Source organism: Nocardia sp. PLKS1-43 (assembly GCF_059510335.1).
The window spans coordinates 506256-520994 of sequence record NZ_JCAJZQ010000005.1 but is presented as its reverse complement, the minus strand read 5'-3'; the positions used below and the strand labels follow the sequence as shown (position 1 = coordinate 520994).

Here is a 14739-nt window from a genome sequence, read left to right as displayed (position 1 = left end):
GCGGCCAAGCTGGGTGCGGGCTGTGCGCGGAGTCAGCATTGAATATGCGCGCTGGTCAGGGCGCTTTTCCGAGCGGGGTACGTTTCACAGGTAGCGCACAGCCGGGACAAAGCCCGCTCCGAGCACCGGGCGTGACCATGATGAGGTGACCGCTATGACCAGTGCCAATACCCCGACCGAACGCCCCGTGATGCGCCGCGCCGACGGCAGTCCCGTGACCGTACTGGTCGTCGACGACGAGCCGATGCTGGCCGAGATGTTGTCGATGGCGCTGCGGTTCGAGGGCTGGGAGGTGCACAGCGCCGGTGACGGCCGCACCGCCATCGCCCGCGCTCGCGAGACCCGCCCCGACGTGGTCGTCCTGGACGTCATGCTGCCCGATATGACCGGACTCGAGGTGCTGGGCAAGATGCGCGCGGAGATCGCGCACCTGCCCGTGCTGCTGCTGACCGCCAAGGATTCGGTCGAGGATCGCATCGCCGGACTCACCGCTGGCGGCGACGACTACGTCACCAAGCCGTTCAGCATCGAAGAGGTCGTGCTGCGGCTGCGCGCCCTGCTGCGTCGCACCGGAATCACCATGCACGACAGCGGCGCTCAGATCGTCGTGGGCGATCTGGTCCTGGACGAGGACAGCCACGAGGTGACCCGCGGCGGCGACCCGATCAACCTGACCTCCACCGAATTCGAATTGCTGCGCTTCTTCATGCGCAATCCCAAGCGCGTGCTGAGCAAGGCGCAGATCCTGGACCGGGTCTGGAACTACGACTTCGGCGGCACCTCCAATATCGTCGAACTGTACGTCTCCTACCTGCGCAAGAAGATCGACAACGGCCGCGAGCCGATGATCCATACGCTCCGGGGTGCGGGCTATGTCCTCAAACCCGCCACCTGAGCCCGGTCTCACCGACGCCACGAACCCACACCGTCGTTCCGGCCGCTGGTCCCCGCGACGCTGGTCGCTGCGACTGCGGCTGCTGGTCGGACAGGTGCTGTTGCTGGTCCTCGTGGTCGTCGGCATCGGCGCCGCGACAGAGCTCGCGCTGCAACAGTTCCTGGTTCATCAGCTGGATTCGCAGCTGACGGACGCCGAGACCCACGCCCTGTTCGATTCCGGCGGCGGGCCCAGCGTCGGCCCGATCCCGGACGATCCGGCCGCGCATCCACCGCATCCGCCCGAGTCCAGGTCCTCCGGGCCGGGCCCGACCTTCCTCGACCGCGGCGGCATTCAGCCCGATTCCATCGGCGCGGTCGTTTCCGCCGGAAAGGTCACGGCCGCAGGCAAAGTCGGCTCCGACGGAAGTCAGATCGCGCTGAGCGACGCGGCGAAGAGTCAGCTCGCCGGCCTCGCGACCGACAACAAACCGGTCACCATCGACCTCGACGGGATGGGCAGCTATCGCGTGGTGGCGAGCGCGACCTACAAGCACACCACCGTGATCAGCGGCCTGCCGATGGCCTCGGTGGACGCGACACTCATGCGGGGACTGGCGGTTTCGGTGATCGTCACGATCGTCGCGCTGGCCGTCGCGATCACCGTCGGCGTCTGGGTGATTCGCCGCGCCCTCGCACCGCTGGACCGGGTGGCGGCGACCGCGGCCCGGGTGGCGCGGCTGCCGCTGGATCGCGGGGAAGTCGAACTGCCCGTTCGTGTTCCGGCTTCGGACGCGGATCCGGGCACCGAGGTCGGCAAGCTCGGCGCGGCGGTGAACCGGATGCTCGACCATATCGCCGGAGCGCTGTCGGCCAGACACGACAGCGAGACGCGGGTGCGGCAGTTCGTCGCGGACGCCAGTCACGAGTTGCGTACTCCGCTGGCCGCGATCCGCGGCTATACCGAACTGGCGCAACGGAATCGAGACGATGTGCCGCCGGTCGTCGCGGACGCGATGGGGCGGGTCGACGCCGCCGCGCACCGGATGTCCGGTCTCGTGGAGGATCTGCTGCTGCTGGCCAGACTGGATTCGGGCCGGCCGCTCGAACGCCAGCCCGTCGATCTGACCCCGCTGACCGTCGACGCGGTGAGTGACGCCCATGTCGCGGGTCCGGATCACCAGTGGGATCTGTCGTTGCCGGATCGTCCGGTGATGGTCGTCGGGGATGTCGCGCGGCTGCACCAGGTGCTGGCCAATCTGCTCACCAACGCCCGCGTGCACACCCCGCCGGGCACCACGGTCGTGGCCGCGCTGGATATCGATGCCGCCGCCGGTTCGGCGGTGTGGACCGTGCGGGACGACGGGCCCGGTATCCCGGCCGCGCTGCAACCCGAGGTGTTCCAGCGCTTCGCCCGCGGCGACTCCTCGCGATCGCGTCATGCGGGCAGTACCGGGCTGGGGCTGGCGATCGTGGCCGCGGTGGTCAAGGCGCACGACGGCGAGATCACCGTCGACAGCGTTCCCGGCCGCACCGAGTTCACCGTTCGGCTGCCGCTGATCCAGGACGCGCCGCCGATCGCACGGACCGGCGCGGAAGTCGTGACGTGCGATACGAAGACTTCGGGGCGGCGTCCCGCGAGGCCCCGCGGCTCGCACGGAGGTATTCGGCACGCCCGCGCCCCGCGTCATCGGCAACAGTGACGCGCGGGATACCCGTTCGCACGGCTCACAGCCAGTGCACAGCGGCGACCAAGTCAGGAGCCACGAATGATCCGAAGAATTACAGCGTGACCTCGACATTGCTGGAACCTGTAGCCGCACCGACGGCGCCGCCGCCCGCCGAATCCCGGCGGCCGCGGCGGATTCGCCGCCTGAGCCTGGCGGCCCTGCTGGCCGCGACGGCGGTGTTGTATCTGTGGGATCTGGGGGCGAGCGGCTGGGCCAACCAGTTCTACGCCGCGGCCGTCCAGGCCGGGTCGACGAGCTGGAAGGCGATGCTGTTCGGATCCAGCGACGCGGCGAATTCGATCACCGTGGACAAGACGCCCGGTGCGCTGTGGGTGATGGACATCTCCGCCCGGCTGTTCGGCTTCAACGCGTGGAGTCTGCTCGTACCGCAGGCGCTCGAGGGAGTCGCGGCGGTCGCGGTGCTGTATGCCGCGGTGCGGCGGGCCGGTGGGCACTGGGCCGGGATCCTGGCCGGGGCCGTGCTGGCGCTGACTCCGGTGGCCGCCGTGATGTTCCGCTACGACAACCCGGACGCGCTGCTGGTCCTGATGCTGACCGTCGCGGCCTACTGCACGCTGCGCGCGGTCGAGAAGGATTCCGCCGCGTGGTGGTTGCCGCTGGCCGGTGCGTTCATCGGCTTCGGCTTCCTGGCCAAGATGTTGCAGGCGTTCCTGGTGCTGCCCGCGCTGCTGGTGGTGTATCTGCTTGCCGCACAACGGTCGTGGCCTCGACGGCTGCTGCATGCGGGAGCCGCGGCGCTGGCCGTGCTGGTGTCCGCGGGGTGGTATCTGGCGCTGGCGGCGCTGTGGCCCGCGGATTCGCGGCCCTATATCGGCGGCTCGCAGAACAACAGCGTGCTCGAATTGGCGCTGGGATACAACGGCGTCGGCCGGTTGACCGGTGATGAGACCGGCGGGCTGGGCAATACCAACTACGACGCCGGGTGGAATCGGCTGTTCGCCGATTCGATGGGCGGGCAGGTCGCCTGGCTGATCCCGGCGGCGGTGATCCTGGGCCTGGCCGGCCTGTGGGTGATCCGGCGCGCGCCGCGTACGGACCGCACTCGCGCGTCGCTGCTGGTGTGGCTGGGCTGGCTGGTGGTCACCGGAGCTGTGTTCAGCTTCGCGAACGGAATTCTGCACCCGTACTACACGGTGGCTCTCGCGCCCGCGATCGGCGGCGCCGTCGGTATCGGCGCCGCACTGATGTGGCGCAGCCGCAACGATATTCGCTCTCGCGTCGTGCTGGCGGGCACCGTGCTCGTAACCGCCGCGCTGGCCTGGATACTGTTGCGGCGGACCTCGGACTGGATGCCGTGGCTGGCGCCCACGATCGCGGTCGCCGCGGTGCTCGCGGCGGTGCTGCTCCTGCTGATCGACAGGCTGCCCCAGGCCGTCGTGACGGTGGTGCTGTTGTCTGCCGTGATCACCGGTCTTGCCGGACCTGCCGCGTATTCGATTGCGACAGTGGGGACTACGCACAGCGGGGCGATGCCGTCGGCCGGGCCGGACGGTGCGGGAGGATTCCCGGGCGGCGGACACGGCGGGCCGGGCGGCGGCCGCTGGAACGGTGGCGGGAATGCCGATGGTGGCGCGAATGCCGTGGCAGGTCAGGGCAATTCGGCCACCGGGCAGGGGAACAGCGTCCCCGGCGCGGGAATCGCGGCCGGTAATTCCCGGACCGGAAATCCCGGCGGTATGCGGGGCGGCCCGTTCGGCAGTGTCGAGCCCGGCGCGAATGTCGTTGCGGCGCTGCAGAACAACGCGAGCGACTACACCTGGGTGGCGGCCACCATAGGCTCGGACAACGCCGCCGGATATCAGCTCGCCGTAGGTTCCCCCGTGATGGCCATCGGCGGTTACAACGGCACCGACCCGTCGCCGACCCTGCAACAGTTCGAAACCTATGTGGCCCAACATAAGATCCACTACTACATCGATGCCTCGGTGATGGGCGGCATGCGTGGCGGATCCACCAACACCGGCAGCGATACCGACACCCGGATCGCCGCGTGGGTCAAGGCCAATTTCACCGCCCGAACCATCGACGGCACCACGGTCTACGACCTGACCGCCGCCCGCTGATCGAAGGCCGGGACAACGACTCCGCGCCCGTTCCAGACCTGGAACGGGCGCGGAGTCGTGTACCGAAGGCTGTGGGCCGGGAAGAAAAGCCGGGGCCGGGGGAGAAGTCCAGACCCGCAGAAAATACAGAGCGGATGACGGGATTCGAACCCGCGACCCTCACCTTGGCAAGGTGATGCGCTACCAGCTGCGCTACATCCGCATACCGTGTTCTCACGGCGAGTAGAAACCTTAGCCGACCGATCGGGAAAATATCGAATCAGCAGGTCAGCAGGGATGCTGTTGGTGTGGGGGTGCGGGCCTGGACGTCACAGGATGCGCACAGGGCGGACCAATATCCGGCCCATCGCGGAATCCGAACATGGTAGGGACCGATGAGAGGACCTTCCGATGACGATCACCGCCGAGCCCGTCCACCGGGCCGCACCAGCCGATCCCGTCGAGCCGCACAGGCGACCGCCGTGGCATTGCCGGCTCTACGGGCCACCCGACCAGCCGCGCTGGGCGCGACCGAGCCTGTGGGCTCTGCTGGTCGCGGCCGCGTTCCTGTACTTCTGGGGCCTGACCCGCAACGGCTGGGCCAACGACTTCTACGCCGCCGCAGTGCAATCCGGCACCAAGAGCTGGAAGGCGCTGCTGTTCGGTTCGCTCGACCCGGGTAACTCCATCACCGTCGACAAGCCACCGGCCGCCATGTGGGTGATGGCTCTGTCCGGCCGCCTGCTGGGCTTCAGCTCGTTCTCGATGCTGCTGCCCGAGGCGCTGATGGGTGTGGCCTCGGTGGCCCTGGTGTATGCCGCGGTGCGGCGCTGGAACGGTCCAGCGGCCGGTCTGCTCGCGGGTGCCGCACTGGCACTGACTCCGGTGGCCGCGCTGATGTTCCGGTTCAACAACCCGGATGCGCTGCTGGTCTTCCTGCTCGTCGCGGCCGCCTACTGCACGGTGCGCGCGACCGAGAAGGGCAGCGGGCGCTGGCTGGCGCTGGCCGGTGTCGCGGTCGGATTCGCCTTCCTGGCCAAGTTGATGCAGGCATTCCTGGTGCTGCCCGCGCTGGGACTGGTTTTCCTCGTCGCCGCGCCGATCGCGCTGCGTGAGCGCATCGTGAAACTGCTCGGCGCGTGCGTCGCGATGGTGATCTCCGGTGGCTGGTTCGTGGCCCTGGTTGCCTTGTGGCCCAGTGCTTCCCGGCCGTACATCGGCGGCTCGACCGACAACAGCCTGCTCGAGCTGGCGCTGGGTTACAACGGCCTGGGGCGTGTTCTGGGCGGTGCGGGCAACGGCGGCGGTGGTGGCGGTGGTGGCGGCACCATGTTCGGTGGCAGCACCGGCATCACCCGGCTGTTCGGCGACTCCTTCGGCACCGAGATCTCCTGGCTGCTGCCCGCCGCGCTGATCGGACTGATCGCGGGCCTGTGGTTCACTCGCCGCACACCGCGCACCGGGCGCACCCGGGCGGGCCTGATCCTCTGGGGCGGTTGGCTTCTGGTCACCGGCATCGTATTCAGCTTCATGCAGGGCACCATCCACCCCTACTACATGATCGCGCTGGCGCCTGCCGTGGCCGCGCTGGTGGGTATGTCGGTGGTCGAATTGTGGCGCGGCAGAGGTAATCTCGCGGCCCGCGTGGTGCTCGGCGCGATGCTGGCCGCCACCGGAGTCTGGAACTACGTCCTGCTCGATCGCACCCCCGACTGGTATCCGGCGCTGCGCTGGATCGTGCTGGTCGGCTCGATCCTGATCGCGGCGGTGCTGATCGTCGGCGCCCATGCGCTCGGCCGCTTCACGGTGATCGTCGCGGCGGCGGGCCTGCTGTTCGGATTCGCGGGCTCGGCGGCCTACACCGTGGACACCGTGGCGACGGTGCACACCGGTTCCATCCCGACCTCGGGCCCGAGCTCCGGTCAGGGCTTCGGCGGCGGATTCGGTGGCGGATTCGGTGGCGGCAGCTCGCACAAGCTCTCGGGCACAACGGGTTCGAACGCGCCGAGCGCCGCTCCGTCCGGCACGGCGGCCCCGGGTGGCGCACCGTCCGGGACATCGACCGGTACGAACTCGAGCCAGACATCGCAATTCGGCGGCCAGGGCGGCCAGGGCGGCGGCCCCGGCGGTGGCACCGACAACAACTCGGCGCTGCAGCAGTTGATGAAGAACAGCGCCAACTACCGCTGGGCCGCGGCCGCGATCGGCTCCCAGTCGGCCGGCAGTCTCGAATTGTCCACCGGCGCTTCGGTCATGGCGATCGGCGGCTTCACCGGCAGCGACAACTCACCGACGCTGGCGCAGTTCGAGCAGTACGTGGCCGACGGCGACATTCACTACTTCATCGCGGGCGGCCACGGCGGCCCCGGCGGTGACTCCGGAGTGGCGTCCCAGATCACGACCTGGGTCGAACAGCACTACACCGCGACAACGGTCGGCGGCACCACGGTCTACGACCTGACCAAGCCGATCTCCTGACCGATCCGTCGGCGGTCCCTTCGCGCGGGCCCGGAAACACAGGCACCACCTGATGCTTCCGGGCCCGTTTCGGGTTCCTGCCCGTCCCGCCGTGGCCGGACCGCCCTCGCGCGTGCGGTTTTCGCGGCTCGCCGGTTGAGCCGAAAACGGTTTGCTTCGGCGTTGCGCTCTTTACTATGCCTGGCGTGAACATTGTTTCGGCGGCCGGATCGGTTCGCAGAAGTCGGTCCGTAGCGTATGTCGTTGCCTTGGTCGTGGCGGTGGTCGCGCCGTTGTGCGCGTCTCCATCGATCGCGAACGCACAGGCCACCATCGACCACATCACTCGAATCTCCGCGCAGCGCGAGGAGATATACGTGCTGTCCCCGGCGATGCAGCGGATCGTCCAGCTCGATGTGCTGCTGCCCGCCGATCAGGGGCCGTCCCGCCCGACCCTGTATCTGCTGGACGGAAACGGCGCTTCCGACACCGAAGGGCAGAGCACCTGGGCCATGCGCGGCGGGGCCGTGCAGTTCTTCGCCGACAAGCACGTCAATGTGGTGATGCCGGTCGGCGGGCCCGGAAGCTTCTACACCGACTGGGAGAAGGACGATCCCAAACTGGGGCACAACAAGTGGGAAACCTTCCTCACCGTCGAGTTGCCGCCGTTGGTGAACGGCCTGCTGAAAGGTAACGGCGTCAACGCGATCGGCGGCGTCTCGATGGGCGCGCAGGCCGCGGCGACGTTGACCGTTCGCAATCCCTCGCTGTACCGGGCGCTGGCCACCTTCAGCGGTTGCCTGTATTCGAGTAACGCCGGGCAGCTGTCGGTGCGCCCGGTGGTCATCTCCGACGGCGGAAATCCGGACAACATGTGGGGCCCCCCGACCGATCCGCAGTGGAAGGCGCACGACCCGAGCGCGCACCTGGACAAGCTGCGCGGCAAACCGGTCTTCGTCTACACCGGTACCGGGGTGGTCGGCCCCGCCGACGCCAACTTCGACCCCAGTTTCACCTACCCGGCCACCTTGACCGAATCGATCGCGATCGAGCAGGCCGCGCACGACTGCACCGTATCGATCCTGGCGGCGATGAAGCTGGCCGGCCTCAGTCCGCGGGTCGACTGGAACGCGATCGGCACCCATTCCTGGCCGTACTGGAAGGACGCCCTGCCCAAGTCCTGGCCGACCCTGGCAGCCGGTCTGGGGGTCTGATCACCCGCTGACCACGTCTCGGCGGTCACCTCCGTGAGGTGCCCTGTGTCCCCCGTCGAATCCGGGTTTCGGCGGGGGATTCAGGCGCTGATCAGGTGTTTCTTTCCCTCTGCCGATCACCCGTGCTCCACAGGGGAGGTGTCGGCCCAGCGTGCGAAACTCAGCCGGGGGCAGACGGATTCGACCGACACAAGCGACAACACGGCGTTCAGCGCGAGCGCGTCGAGGCGGTCGACTGTCGCGATGATGACCGTGTCGACGTCTGCGGCGCGTACCTGGTCGACGACCGGGAGAAGGCTCGTCTCCGATCCCCAGACGAGTTTGTAGCCGAGACTCCGTGCGAGCCGCTGAACCTGGGCGCGTTGCCATTCGCAGGTTTCGCCGTCCGGGTCGATCAAACCCAACGCTGTCGGTCGCGCCCGCATCCTTGCCTCCGTGGTCCAGTGGAAGGAACCGACGCCGAGGGCGGTACAAGGAGTCGGGGGTGAATCTGGCCGCTCACCCCGGCGTCGGAACCGGTTCCGAGCATCGCCGCCCCGGTCGGCGCAGCGCTATAGATTCGCGTCCACAAACGTCCACACCTGCGCATACGATGGGCAGATGGACGAGGGGCAGCGTCCTGTACTCGGCGGCGCCGAGGTGACGGGAGAACGTCTGCGAGCCGCCCGCGAGGCTGTAGGGCTCAGCCTCGCCGCGCTCGCCACACGTACACACTTCTCGAAATCTCTTCTGGGACAACTGGAAACAGGAGAGCGCAGGATCAGGGACGAACACGTCCGCGCCTACTCCGATGCGCTCGGGATCGGTTCCACGCTGTTCGCCGAACCAGCGGACGGCGAGGAAGCCGCCGCGGAGTGGCTGCAACGGCTCGCCGTGTCGGACATCGGTGGCGACACCCTCGAGCAACTGGAATCGGCGGTTGACGATCTGGCGTCGGCGTACAACACGACTCCGCCCGCTGAACTGCTCGTGCGGATCCGCACATACCTCGGATATGCCGGGCGCCTGATGGATTCACGCATGACCCTCGGGCAGCATCGGCGCCTATTGGTGACGGCCGGATGGCTCTCGCTCCTGGCGAGCACTTGCCATGTCGACCTGGGTGAACTGTCCGCCGCCGCGGCCCGGGGACATCTGGCGTGGACTCTCGCCGATGAGGCAGAGCATCCCGAGATATCGGCGTGGTGCCTCGAGACGAGAGCGTGGCAGCAGTTGACCGGCGGCGAGTTCGAACAGGCCGCGAAACTGTCTCGCGCAGCGCAGGAGATCGCCCCGGTAGGCAGCTCGGTGTTCATCCAGGCGACCGCGCAGGAAGGGCGGGCACTGGCGCGACTCGGCGACAGTACGGGCACGTACAGCGCGCTACGTAGGGTTGCCCGGCTCGTGTCCGGGCTGAGCGTGCCCGACCGTCCTGAGCATCACTTCCGGTACGACCCGGCGAAATCCGATGCCTACGTCGCCACCACCCTGGCGTGGCTGGGTGATCCGGGAGCTGAAGCGTACGCACGCCATGTGCTCGCTGATCTCGTCGGCGCAGTGACTATCAGGCCGCGCCGGATTGCTTCTGCGAACTTGGATCTCGGGTTGGCATTGGTCGCGGCGAACAAGCCCGACGAGGCGGCGGGCGCTGCTCTGACGGCCGTCGAGTCGGGGCGATTGGTGCCGTCTACGTACTGGCGGGTTTCGGAGATCGTGACCGGCATCGAGGGGCGCGATGCAGCCGATGCCGCGGTGGTGCGGGATGCGTTCCGGGACATCTATCCGGTGAGGTAGCAGCGGGAAGTGCAATCGTCGCAGGTAGCGCACGTGGGTGAGCGCCTGCGCACCCCTTCGCACGGTGCCCTGTGTCCCCCATCGGACACAGGGCCGCCGCTGGTTGAAATGTAATGCAGTTCAGAAGAACCCGCTGCGATAACGACCGGACGATCAGCTGAGCAGCAGGTGAACCTGTAGTTCGCCGACCAGGAAGCCGAGAATGCCGCCGATGGCCACCAGCTTCCATTCGTCCTGTTTGAATGCGGGGCGCAGCAGGCCCTCGTATTCCAGATCGGTGAGGTCGCGGGTCTTCTCGACGACGAGGTTGCGCAGGTCCAGGGTGCGCATGGCCTGCTCCTCGAATCCGGCTGCGGCGCCGCGGATGTAGCCGAGCATCTCCGGGACCATCTCGCGCTTGAGCGCGGCGATCGTGTCCCCGGCGACCAGGGTGACCAGCGGCCGGGCCGGAGCGGATTGGGCGTCGATGAATTCGCCCATCCGCCGGGACAGGATCGCGGCCAGCCGGTCGGCGCGTTCACCGTCCAGGATCGATTCGAGCATCCTTGCGGGAGTGAGGATTTGGGTGGCGATCAGATCGCCGTAATCGTTGCAGACCTCTTCGCGACGTTTGTGGAACAGCCCCTGCCACGGCACGATGCCCAGAATCCACCGCCGGTTCACCGGCCGGAAGATCATCTGCAGTGCGAGCCAATCCGTGCTCAGCCCGGTAACGCCGCCGAACAGCGGCATCAACATCGGCGAGTGGGTGAACGCCCAGGTGAACATCTGCACGAAACCCAGCACCGTGCCGAACAGCAGTCCCGAGCGCACGATGAACCGCAGTTCGTTGGTACCGATGTCGCGCACCAGCCGCACCAGCAGCGCCTTGTCGTTGACGAGCGTATCGATCGCGATGGCGCGCAGATCCATCACGTGCTCGAGGTTGACGCGCAGATCGGTCGCGATGTCGTCGATCAGGGCGGGCACGTCACGCTGCACGCGCGCGATCATGGCCGTGCGCGCGAACTCCGGCATGGTGACCCAGATGCGTGGTTCGTAGCGCATCATCAGCTCGTGCACCATATGCGCGACGGCATCGTTCAGGGGTTCGCGCAAAGTGGTGGTGAGTTCGGCGATATCGATGCGGCTCAGCAGTTCCCGGGGATCGATGAGCCGGGTGAACATCAGATCCACCGCGACGGTCGCCATCCGCGGCGCGGCCCGGGGAACCACGCCCTGCCAGCCCAGCCACGGCCGGATGCCGATGAATTCCAGCGGCCGGAACAGCATTTCCACCGCGACCAATTTGGTGGTCCAGCCGATGAGCGCGGCAACGATCGGTATCGAGCAGTACAGCATCCAGTGCCGTAGGAAATCGTCGATCACGCAACCGCTCCGAGCGCGAGGGATGAATCTGGGCCCACGGCGGAACAGTAACAGGTTTCTAACGATGGTCCCGGAGACGGCCGGGCGATGGGCGGGCGAGTGCTACCAGGCCGACGGCGCGACGAACATGTAGCCCTTCTCCTCCTCGCGCCGTCGAATCCGCCACTGCCCGTCGACCCGGGCGAAGGTGTCCAGGTACCACAGCCCGCACAGCATCAGGCTCTGCCTGCCCTCCGCATCGGCGACCAGCATCGGGTTGTGGCACAGCGTGCGCCCGGTCGCGGTGTCCCCGTCGATGCTGATCGACGAGTTGCTGATCAGGTGCTGGAACGCCAGGAAGTTCGGCAGTGTCGTCGCCAGAAACTCCTTGGTGGACAACAGATCTCCGGCCGAGCCGCCCATCGCGCTGTAGTCGATGTAGGCGTCGGCGGTGAACACCTCGTCGAGCAGGTCCCACTGCCTGGTGTCCACGGCATGCGAATACCGCACCATCAGATCCTGGATTTCGAGTCGATCCGAAATCTCCTGCAGTGACAACATGAGAACCTCCGTCGGTGCGATGAGCTACCAATATCACCACCGAAGCCGATCCCGGGGCGGGTGATTCGGTGGATACTCGCCCTCAGAGCACCTTGCCGGGGTTGAGAATGCCGTCGGGGTCGAGCGCGGACTTCACCGCGCGGTGCATATCCACGACCGCCGGGGCGAGCTCCTGGTAGAGGCCGTCCTTCTTGAGGATGCCGACCCCGTGCTCGCCGGTCACCGTACCGCCGAATTCCAGTGCCGCGTCGATGATCTGCGCGAAGGCGCGTTGCGCGCGCACTCGCGCCGCGTCGTCGTCGCGCGGTGTGATGAGCAGCGGATGCAGGTTGCCGTCACCGGCGTGGGCGATGTTCGCGATGACGGTGTCGTGCTCGGCTCCGATCCGTTCGATGCGCGAAAGCATCTCCGCGATATGGCGTTTGGGGACGCACACGTCCTCGGTCAGGACCGGGCCGAGCCGCTCCATGGCCGGGTAGGCGAGGCGGCGCGCCTGGAACAGGGCGTCGGCCTCGGCCTGGTCGGTGGACACCACCGACCAGCTCGCCCCCGCGGTCTCGAAGCATTCGCGCATTCGTTGTGCTTCCCGATCACCTTCCGCCCCAACGGTATCGATCTGCCCGAGCAGTACGGCATCGGCGTCGGTCGACAGGCCCATGTTCTTCCAGGCATCGACCGCGAGCAGACACTGCCGGTCGATGAGTTCGAGCGCGGAGGGCGTCAGCCCCGCCAGGGCCACGGCGGTGACCGCGTGACCGGCGTCCACGACGGAGGAGAAGTATCCGGCGACCGTGCGGGACGGCGCCCGCAACGGCCGCAGGTCGACGGTGATCTCGGTGATGATGCCCAGCGTGCCCTCCGAACCCACCATCAGCCCGGCCAGGTCGTAGCCGACCACGCCCTTTGCCGTGGACCGACCGAGCCGGACCCGTTCACCGGTGCCGGTGACCACCTCCACCGCCCGCACGTAGTCGCGCGTCACGCCGTATTTGACGCAGCACAGCCCGCCCGCGTTGGTGGCGACGTTGCCGCCGATCGTCGACCAGGGCGCGCTCGCGGGATCGGGCGGGTACCACAGGCCGACCTCGGCGCAGGCCGCGCGCAGGTCGTCGTTCACCACCCCCGGGCCCACCACCGCGGTGCGCTCGAGGGGATCGATCGCGACGATGTCGTTCATCGCCTCGAGCGAGACGACGATGCTGTCCGCGCGGGCGTTGGCGCCCCCGGACAGGCCGGTGCCCGCTCCGCGCGCGATCACCCCGATGCCGTGCCGGCGGCACAGCCGCACCACCGCCTGGACCTCCCCGGCCGATCGGGCGCACACCACGGCGACCGGGGTCCGGAACTCGGCCCACTCACCTTCGTCGTGCTCGTATCGGGCGATGACGCCGGGATCGGTCAGCACCCGGCCCTGCGGCAGCGCGGCGATGACCTCGTCCACCACGAGAGAGCGAAGCGCCGCCGGAAGGGGAGAAGTGGTCTGCACGCAATCGAGCGTAGATACGTGCGGTCGGTGATGTCAGGAACGGGTGATGCGAGCCTTCATCGCCGCCAGGCGTTCGGCGAACTCGGGGGAGTCCAGCGACGCCAGCTGCGGGGCGATTTCGGCGTCGACGGCGTCGGCGTGTGCGCTCGACTCGCGCGTGATTCGCATGGTGCGCTTGGCGGCCAGGACCAGGTCGCGCGGAGCGTCGGCGGCGGGCTGTGCGAAGGCGACGGCCTCGTTCAGCAGGGTCTCGTGGTCGCCCAGGGTCAGGCGGTGCACCAGGCCGATCTCCTCGGCCCGCTCCGCGTCCACGATCTCGCCGAACAACGTCATGGCGGCGGCGCGCTGGGTACCGACGGCACGTTGCAACATCCAGGTCATGCCGCCGCCGGGATGCAGGCCCAGCTGGAGAAATCGTGCGTCGAAGCGGGCGCGGGGACCGGCGATCCGGATATCGGCCGCGAGCGCGAGGTTCAGGCCCGCACCCACCGCCGCCCCGCCGACGGCGGCGATGGTCGGCAATGCGCAGTTCGCGACGGCCAGGAAGCCCGCGTAGATCGCGCGCAACCCCTCCTCCCGGGCGGCGCCCAACAGCGTGAGATCGGCTCCGGCGCAGAACGCGGGCGGTGTTCCGGTGATGACCAGGGCGTGAATATCCTTGTCTCCCTCGGCATCCGCCACCGCGTCGACGAGTCCGGCCGACAGATCCCGGGTCAGCGCGTTGCGCCGCTCCGGATCGTGCACCGTGACCACGGCGACCTTGTCGCGACGTTCCACCAAGATCTCAGGCATGCCCGCGATGGTATTCGACGGCGGCCGGGCACAGGGCGTCCGGTGTCACCAGGGCACGCCCGCGCGCAACAGGACGTTGGCGTAGGGCCGGGCCTCGCCGGTGCGCACGACGAAGCGGCAGCCGGCGATGCGGGATTTGAAGGCCTCGTGGTCGATCAGCTCGGCGTGCAGATTCTCCGTGAGAAGTCTTGCGGCGTCGGGATTTTCGGCGATCACCTCGCGGCTGGCCCAGGCGGCTTCGACGGTCACCTCGTGCAGCACGAGATCAAGGATCGGCTCGAAGCGGGGAAATCCGTAGGAAATGCCGAGGTCGATGACGGGGACTGCGGCGGGTACCGGCAGGCCGGAGTCGCTGATCGCGAACAGATCGGTGTGGCGTAGGCCGGTCAGGGCCGCGGCAAGTTCGGCGTGGATGATTCCGGTGGTGCGCATGGGTCTCCTGG

12 protein-coding genes and 1 tRNA gene are annotated in these 14739 nt (G+C 68.0%); 6 read left to right on the top strand and 7 right to left on the bottom strand.

What is annotated here, in order from left to right:
* Window positions 1-190: 190 nt before the first annotated feature.
* The 3 genes from AC5WS7_RS21780 to AC5WS7_RS21770 all read left to right on the top strand — a co-directional run bounded on the left by AC5WS7_RS21780 (window position 191) and on the right by AC5WS7_RS21770 (window position 4687).
* Window positions 191-895 carry a response regulator transcription factor gene (locus AC5WS7_RS21780; protein WP_169813424.1) on the top strand — a complete coding sequence of 235 codons (705 nt, stop codon included), beginning with the start codon at window positions 191-193 and terminating at the stop codon, window positions 893-895.
* A complete protein-coding gene (locus AC5WS7_RS21775; protein WP_495956374.1) occupies window positions 873-2576 on the top strand; it encodes a sensor histidine kinase in 1704 nt (567 codons plus the stop codon). The genes AC5WS7_RS21780 and AC5WS7_RS21775 overlap by 23 nt, the downstream gene beginning before the upstream one ends.
* A gap of 86 nt (window positions 2577-2662) precedes the next feature.
* Window positions 2663-4687: a glycosyltransferase family 39 protein gene (locus AC5WS7_RS21770; protein WP_495956373.1), complete on the top strand. Its 2025-nt coding sequence runs from the start codon at window positions 2663-2665 to the stop codon at window positions 4685-4687.
* Window positions 4688-4816: 129 nt separating this feature from the next.
* On the opposite strand, the gene AC5WS7_RS21765 is transcribed toward AC5WS7_RS21770, so the two are convergent.
* Window positions 4817-4889 (bottom strand) — tRNA-Gly (locus tag AC5WS7_RS21765).
* A gap of 188 nt (window positions 4890-5077) precedes the next feature.
* Between AC5WS7_RS21765 and AC5WS7_RS21760 the strand changes: the two genes are divergently transcribed.
* Window positions 5078-7144 carry an ArnT family glycosyltransferase gene (locus AC5WS7_RS21760; RefSeq protein WP_495956372.1) on the top strand — a complete coding sequence of 689 codons (2067 nt, stop codon included), beginning with the start codon at window positions 5078-5080 and terminating at the stop codon, window positions 7142-7144.
* A gap of 185 nt (window positions 7145-7329) precedes the next feature.
* On the top strand, window positions 7330-8337 hold the full coding sequence (locus AC5WS7_RS21755) for an alpha/beta hydrolase (protein ID WP_495956371.1): 1008 nt from the start codon (window positions 7330-7332) through the stop codon (window positions 8335-8337).
* Window positions 8338-8453: 116 nt separating this feature from the next.
* On the opposite strand, the gene AC5WS7_RS21750 is transcribed toward AC5WS7_RS21755, so the two are convergent.
* Complete coding sequence (locus tag AC5WS7_RS21750; RefSeq protein WP_495956370.1) at window positions 8454-8735, bottom strand: hypothetical protein; 282 nt, start codon at window positions 8733-8735, stop codon at window positions 8454-8456.
* Window positions 8736-8937: 202 nt separating this feature from the next.
* Between AC5WS7_RS21750 and AC5WS7_RS21745 the strand changes: the two genes are divergently transcribed.
* Window positions 8938-10110, top strand: coding sequence for a helix-turn-helix domain-containing protein (locus AC5WS7_RS21745; protein WP_495956369.1), 1173 nt, complete (start codon window positions 8938-8940; stop codon window positions 10108-10110).
* Between the two features lie 153 nt (window positions 10111-10263).
* Here AC5WS7_RS21745 and AC5WS7_RS21740 read toward each other — a convergent pair whose 3' ends face one another.
* From AC5WS7_RS21740 to rbsD, 5 genes are all read right to left on the bottom strand, one after another.
* The gene (locus tag AC5WS7_RS21740) at window positions 10264-11478 is read right to left on the bottom strand and encodes a DUF445 domain-containing protein (RefSeq protein ID WP_495956368.1); all 1215 of its coding nucleotides are present in this window, start codon (window positions 11476-11478) and stop codon (window positions 10264-10266) included.
* Window positions 11479-11580: 102 nt separating this feature from the next.
* A complete protein-coding gene (locus AC5WS7_RS21735; protein WP_495956367.1) occupies window positions 11581-12018 on the bottom strand; it encodes a nuclear transport factor 2 family protein in 438 nt (145 codons plus the stop codon).
* Between the two features lie 82 nt (window positions 12019-12100).
* On the bottom strand, window positions 12101-13462 hold the full coding sequence (locus AC5WS7_RS21730; RefSeq protein ID WP_495956457.1) for an FAD-binding oxidoreductase: 1362 nt from the start codon (window positions 13460-13462) through the stop codon (window positions 12101-12103).
* Between the two features lie 75 nt (window positions 13463-13537).
* Window positions 13538-14296, bottom strand: coding sequence for an enoyl-CoA hydratase (locus tag AC5WS7_RS21725; protein WP_495956366.1), 759 nt, complete (start codon window positions 14294-14296; stop codon window positions 13538-13540).
* 45 nt (window positions 14297-14341) lie between these two features.
* The gene (gene rbsD, locus AC5WS7_RS21720; protein WP_495956365.1) at window positions 14342-14728 is read right to left on the bottom strand and encodes a D-ribose pyranase; all 387 of its coding nucleotides are present in this window, start codon (window positions 14726-14728) and stop codon (window positions 14342-14344) included.
* Window positions 14729-14739 lie beyond the last annotated feature (11 nt).

What these genes read in the sequence shown, in the direction of transcription:
- rbsD (WP_495956365.1), bottom strand. Translation starts at nt 14,728, where the DNA reads ATGCGCACCACCGGAATCATCCACGCCGAACTTGCCGCGGCCCTGACC.
- AC5WS7_RS21725 (WP_495956366.1), bottom strand. Translation starts at nt 14,296, where the DNA reads ATGCCTGAGATCTTGGTGGAACGTCGCGACAAGGTCGCCGTGGTCACG.
- AC5WS7_RS21745 (WP_495956369.1), top strand. Translation starts at nt 8,938, where the DNA reads ATGGACGAGGGGCAGCGTCCTGTACTCGGCGGCGCCGAGGTGACGGGA.
- AC5WS7_RS21780 (WP_169813424.1), top strand. Translation starts at nt 191, where the DNA reads ATGCGCCGCGCCGACGGCAGTCCCGTGACCGTACTGGTCGTCGACGAC.
- AC5WS7_RS21775 (WP_495956374.1), top strand. Translation starts at nt 873, where the DNA reads ATGTCCTCAAACCCGCCACCTGAGCCCGGTCTCACCGACGCCACGAAC.
- AC5WS7_RS21735 (WP_495956367.1), bottom strand. Translation starts at nt 12,018, where the DNA reads ATGTTGTCACTGCAGGAGATTTCGGATCGACTCGAAATCCAGGATCTG.
- AC5WS7_RS21760 (WP_495956372.1), top strand. Translation starts at nt 5,078, where the DNA reads ATGACGATCACCGCCGAGCCCGTCCACCGGGCCGCACCAGCCGATCCC.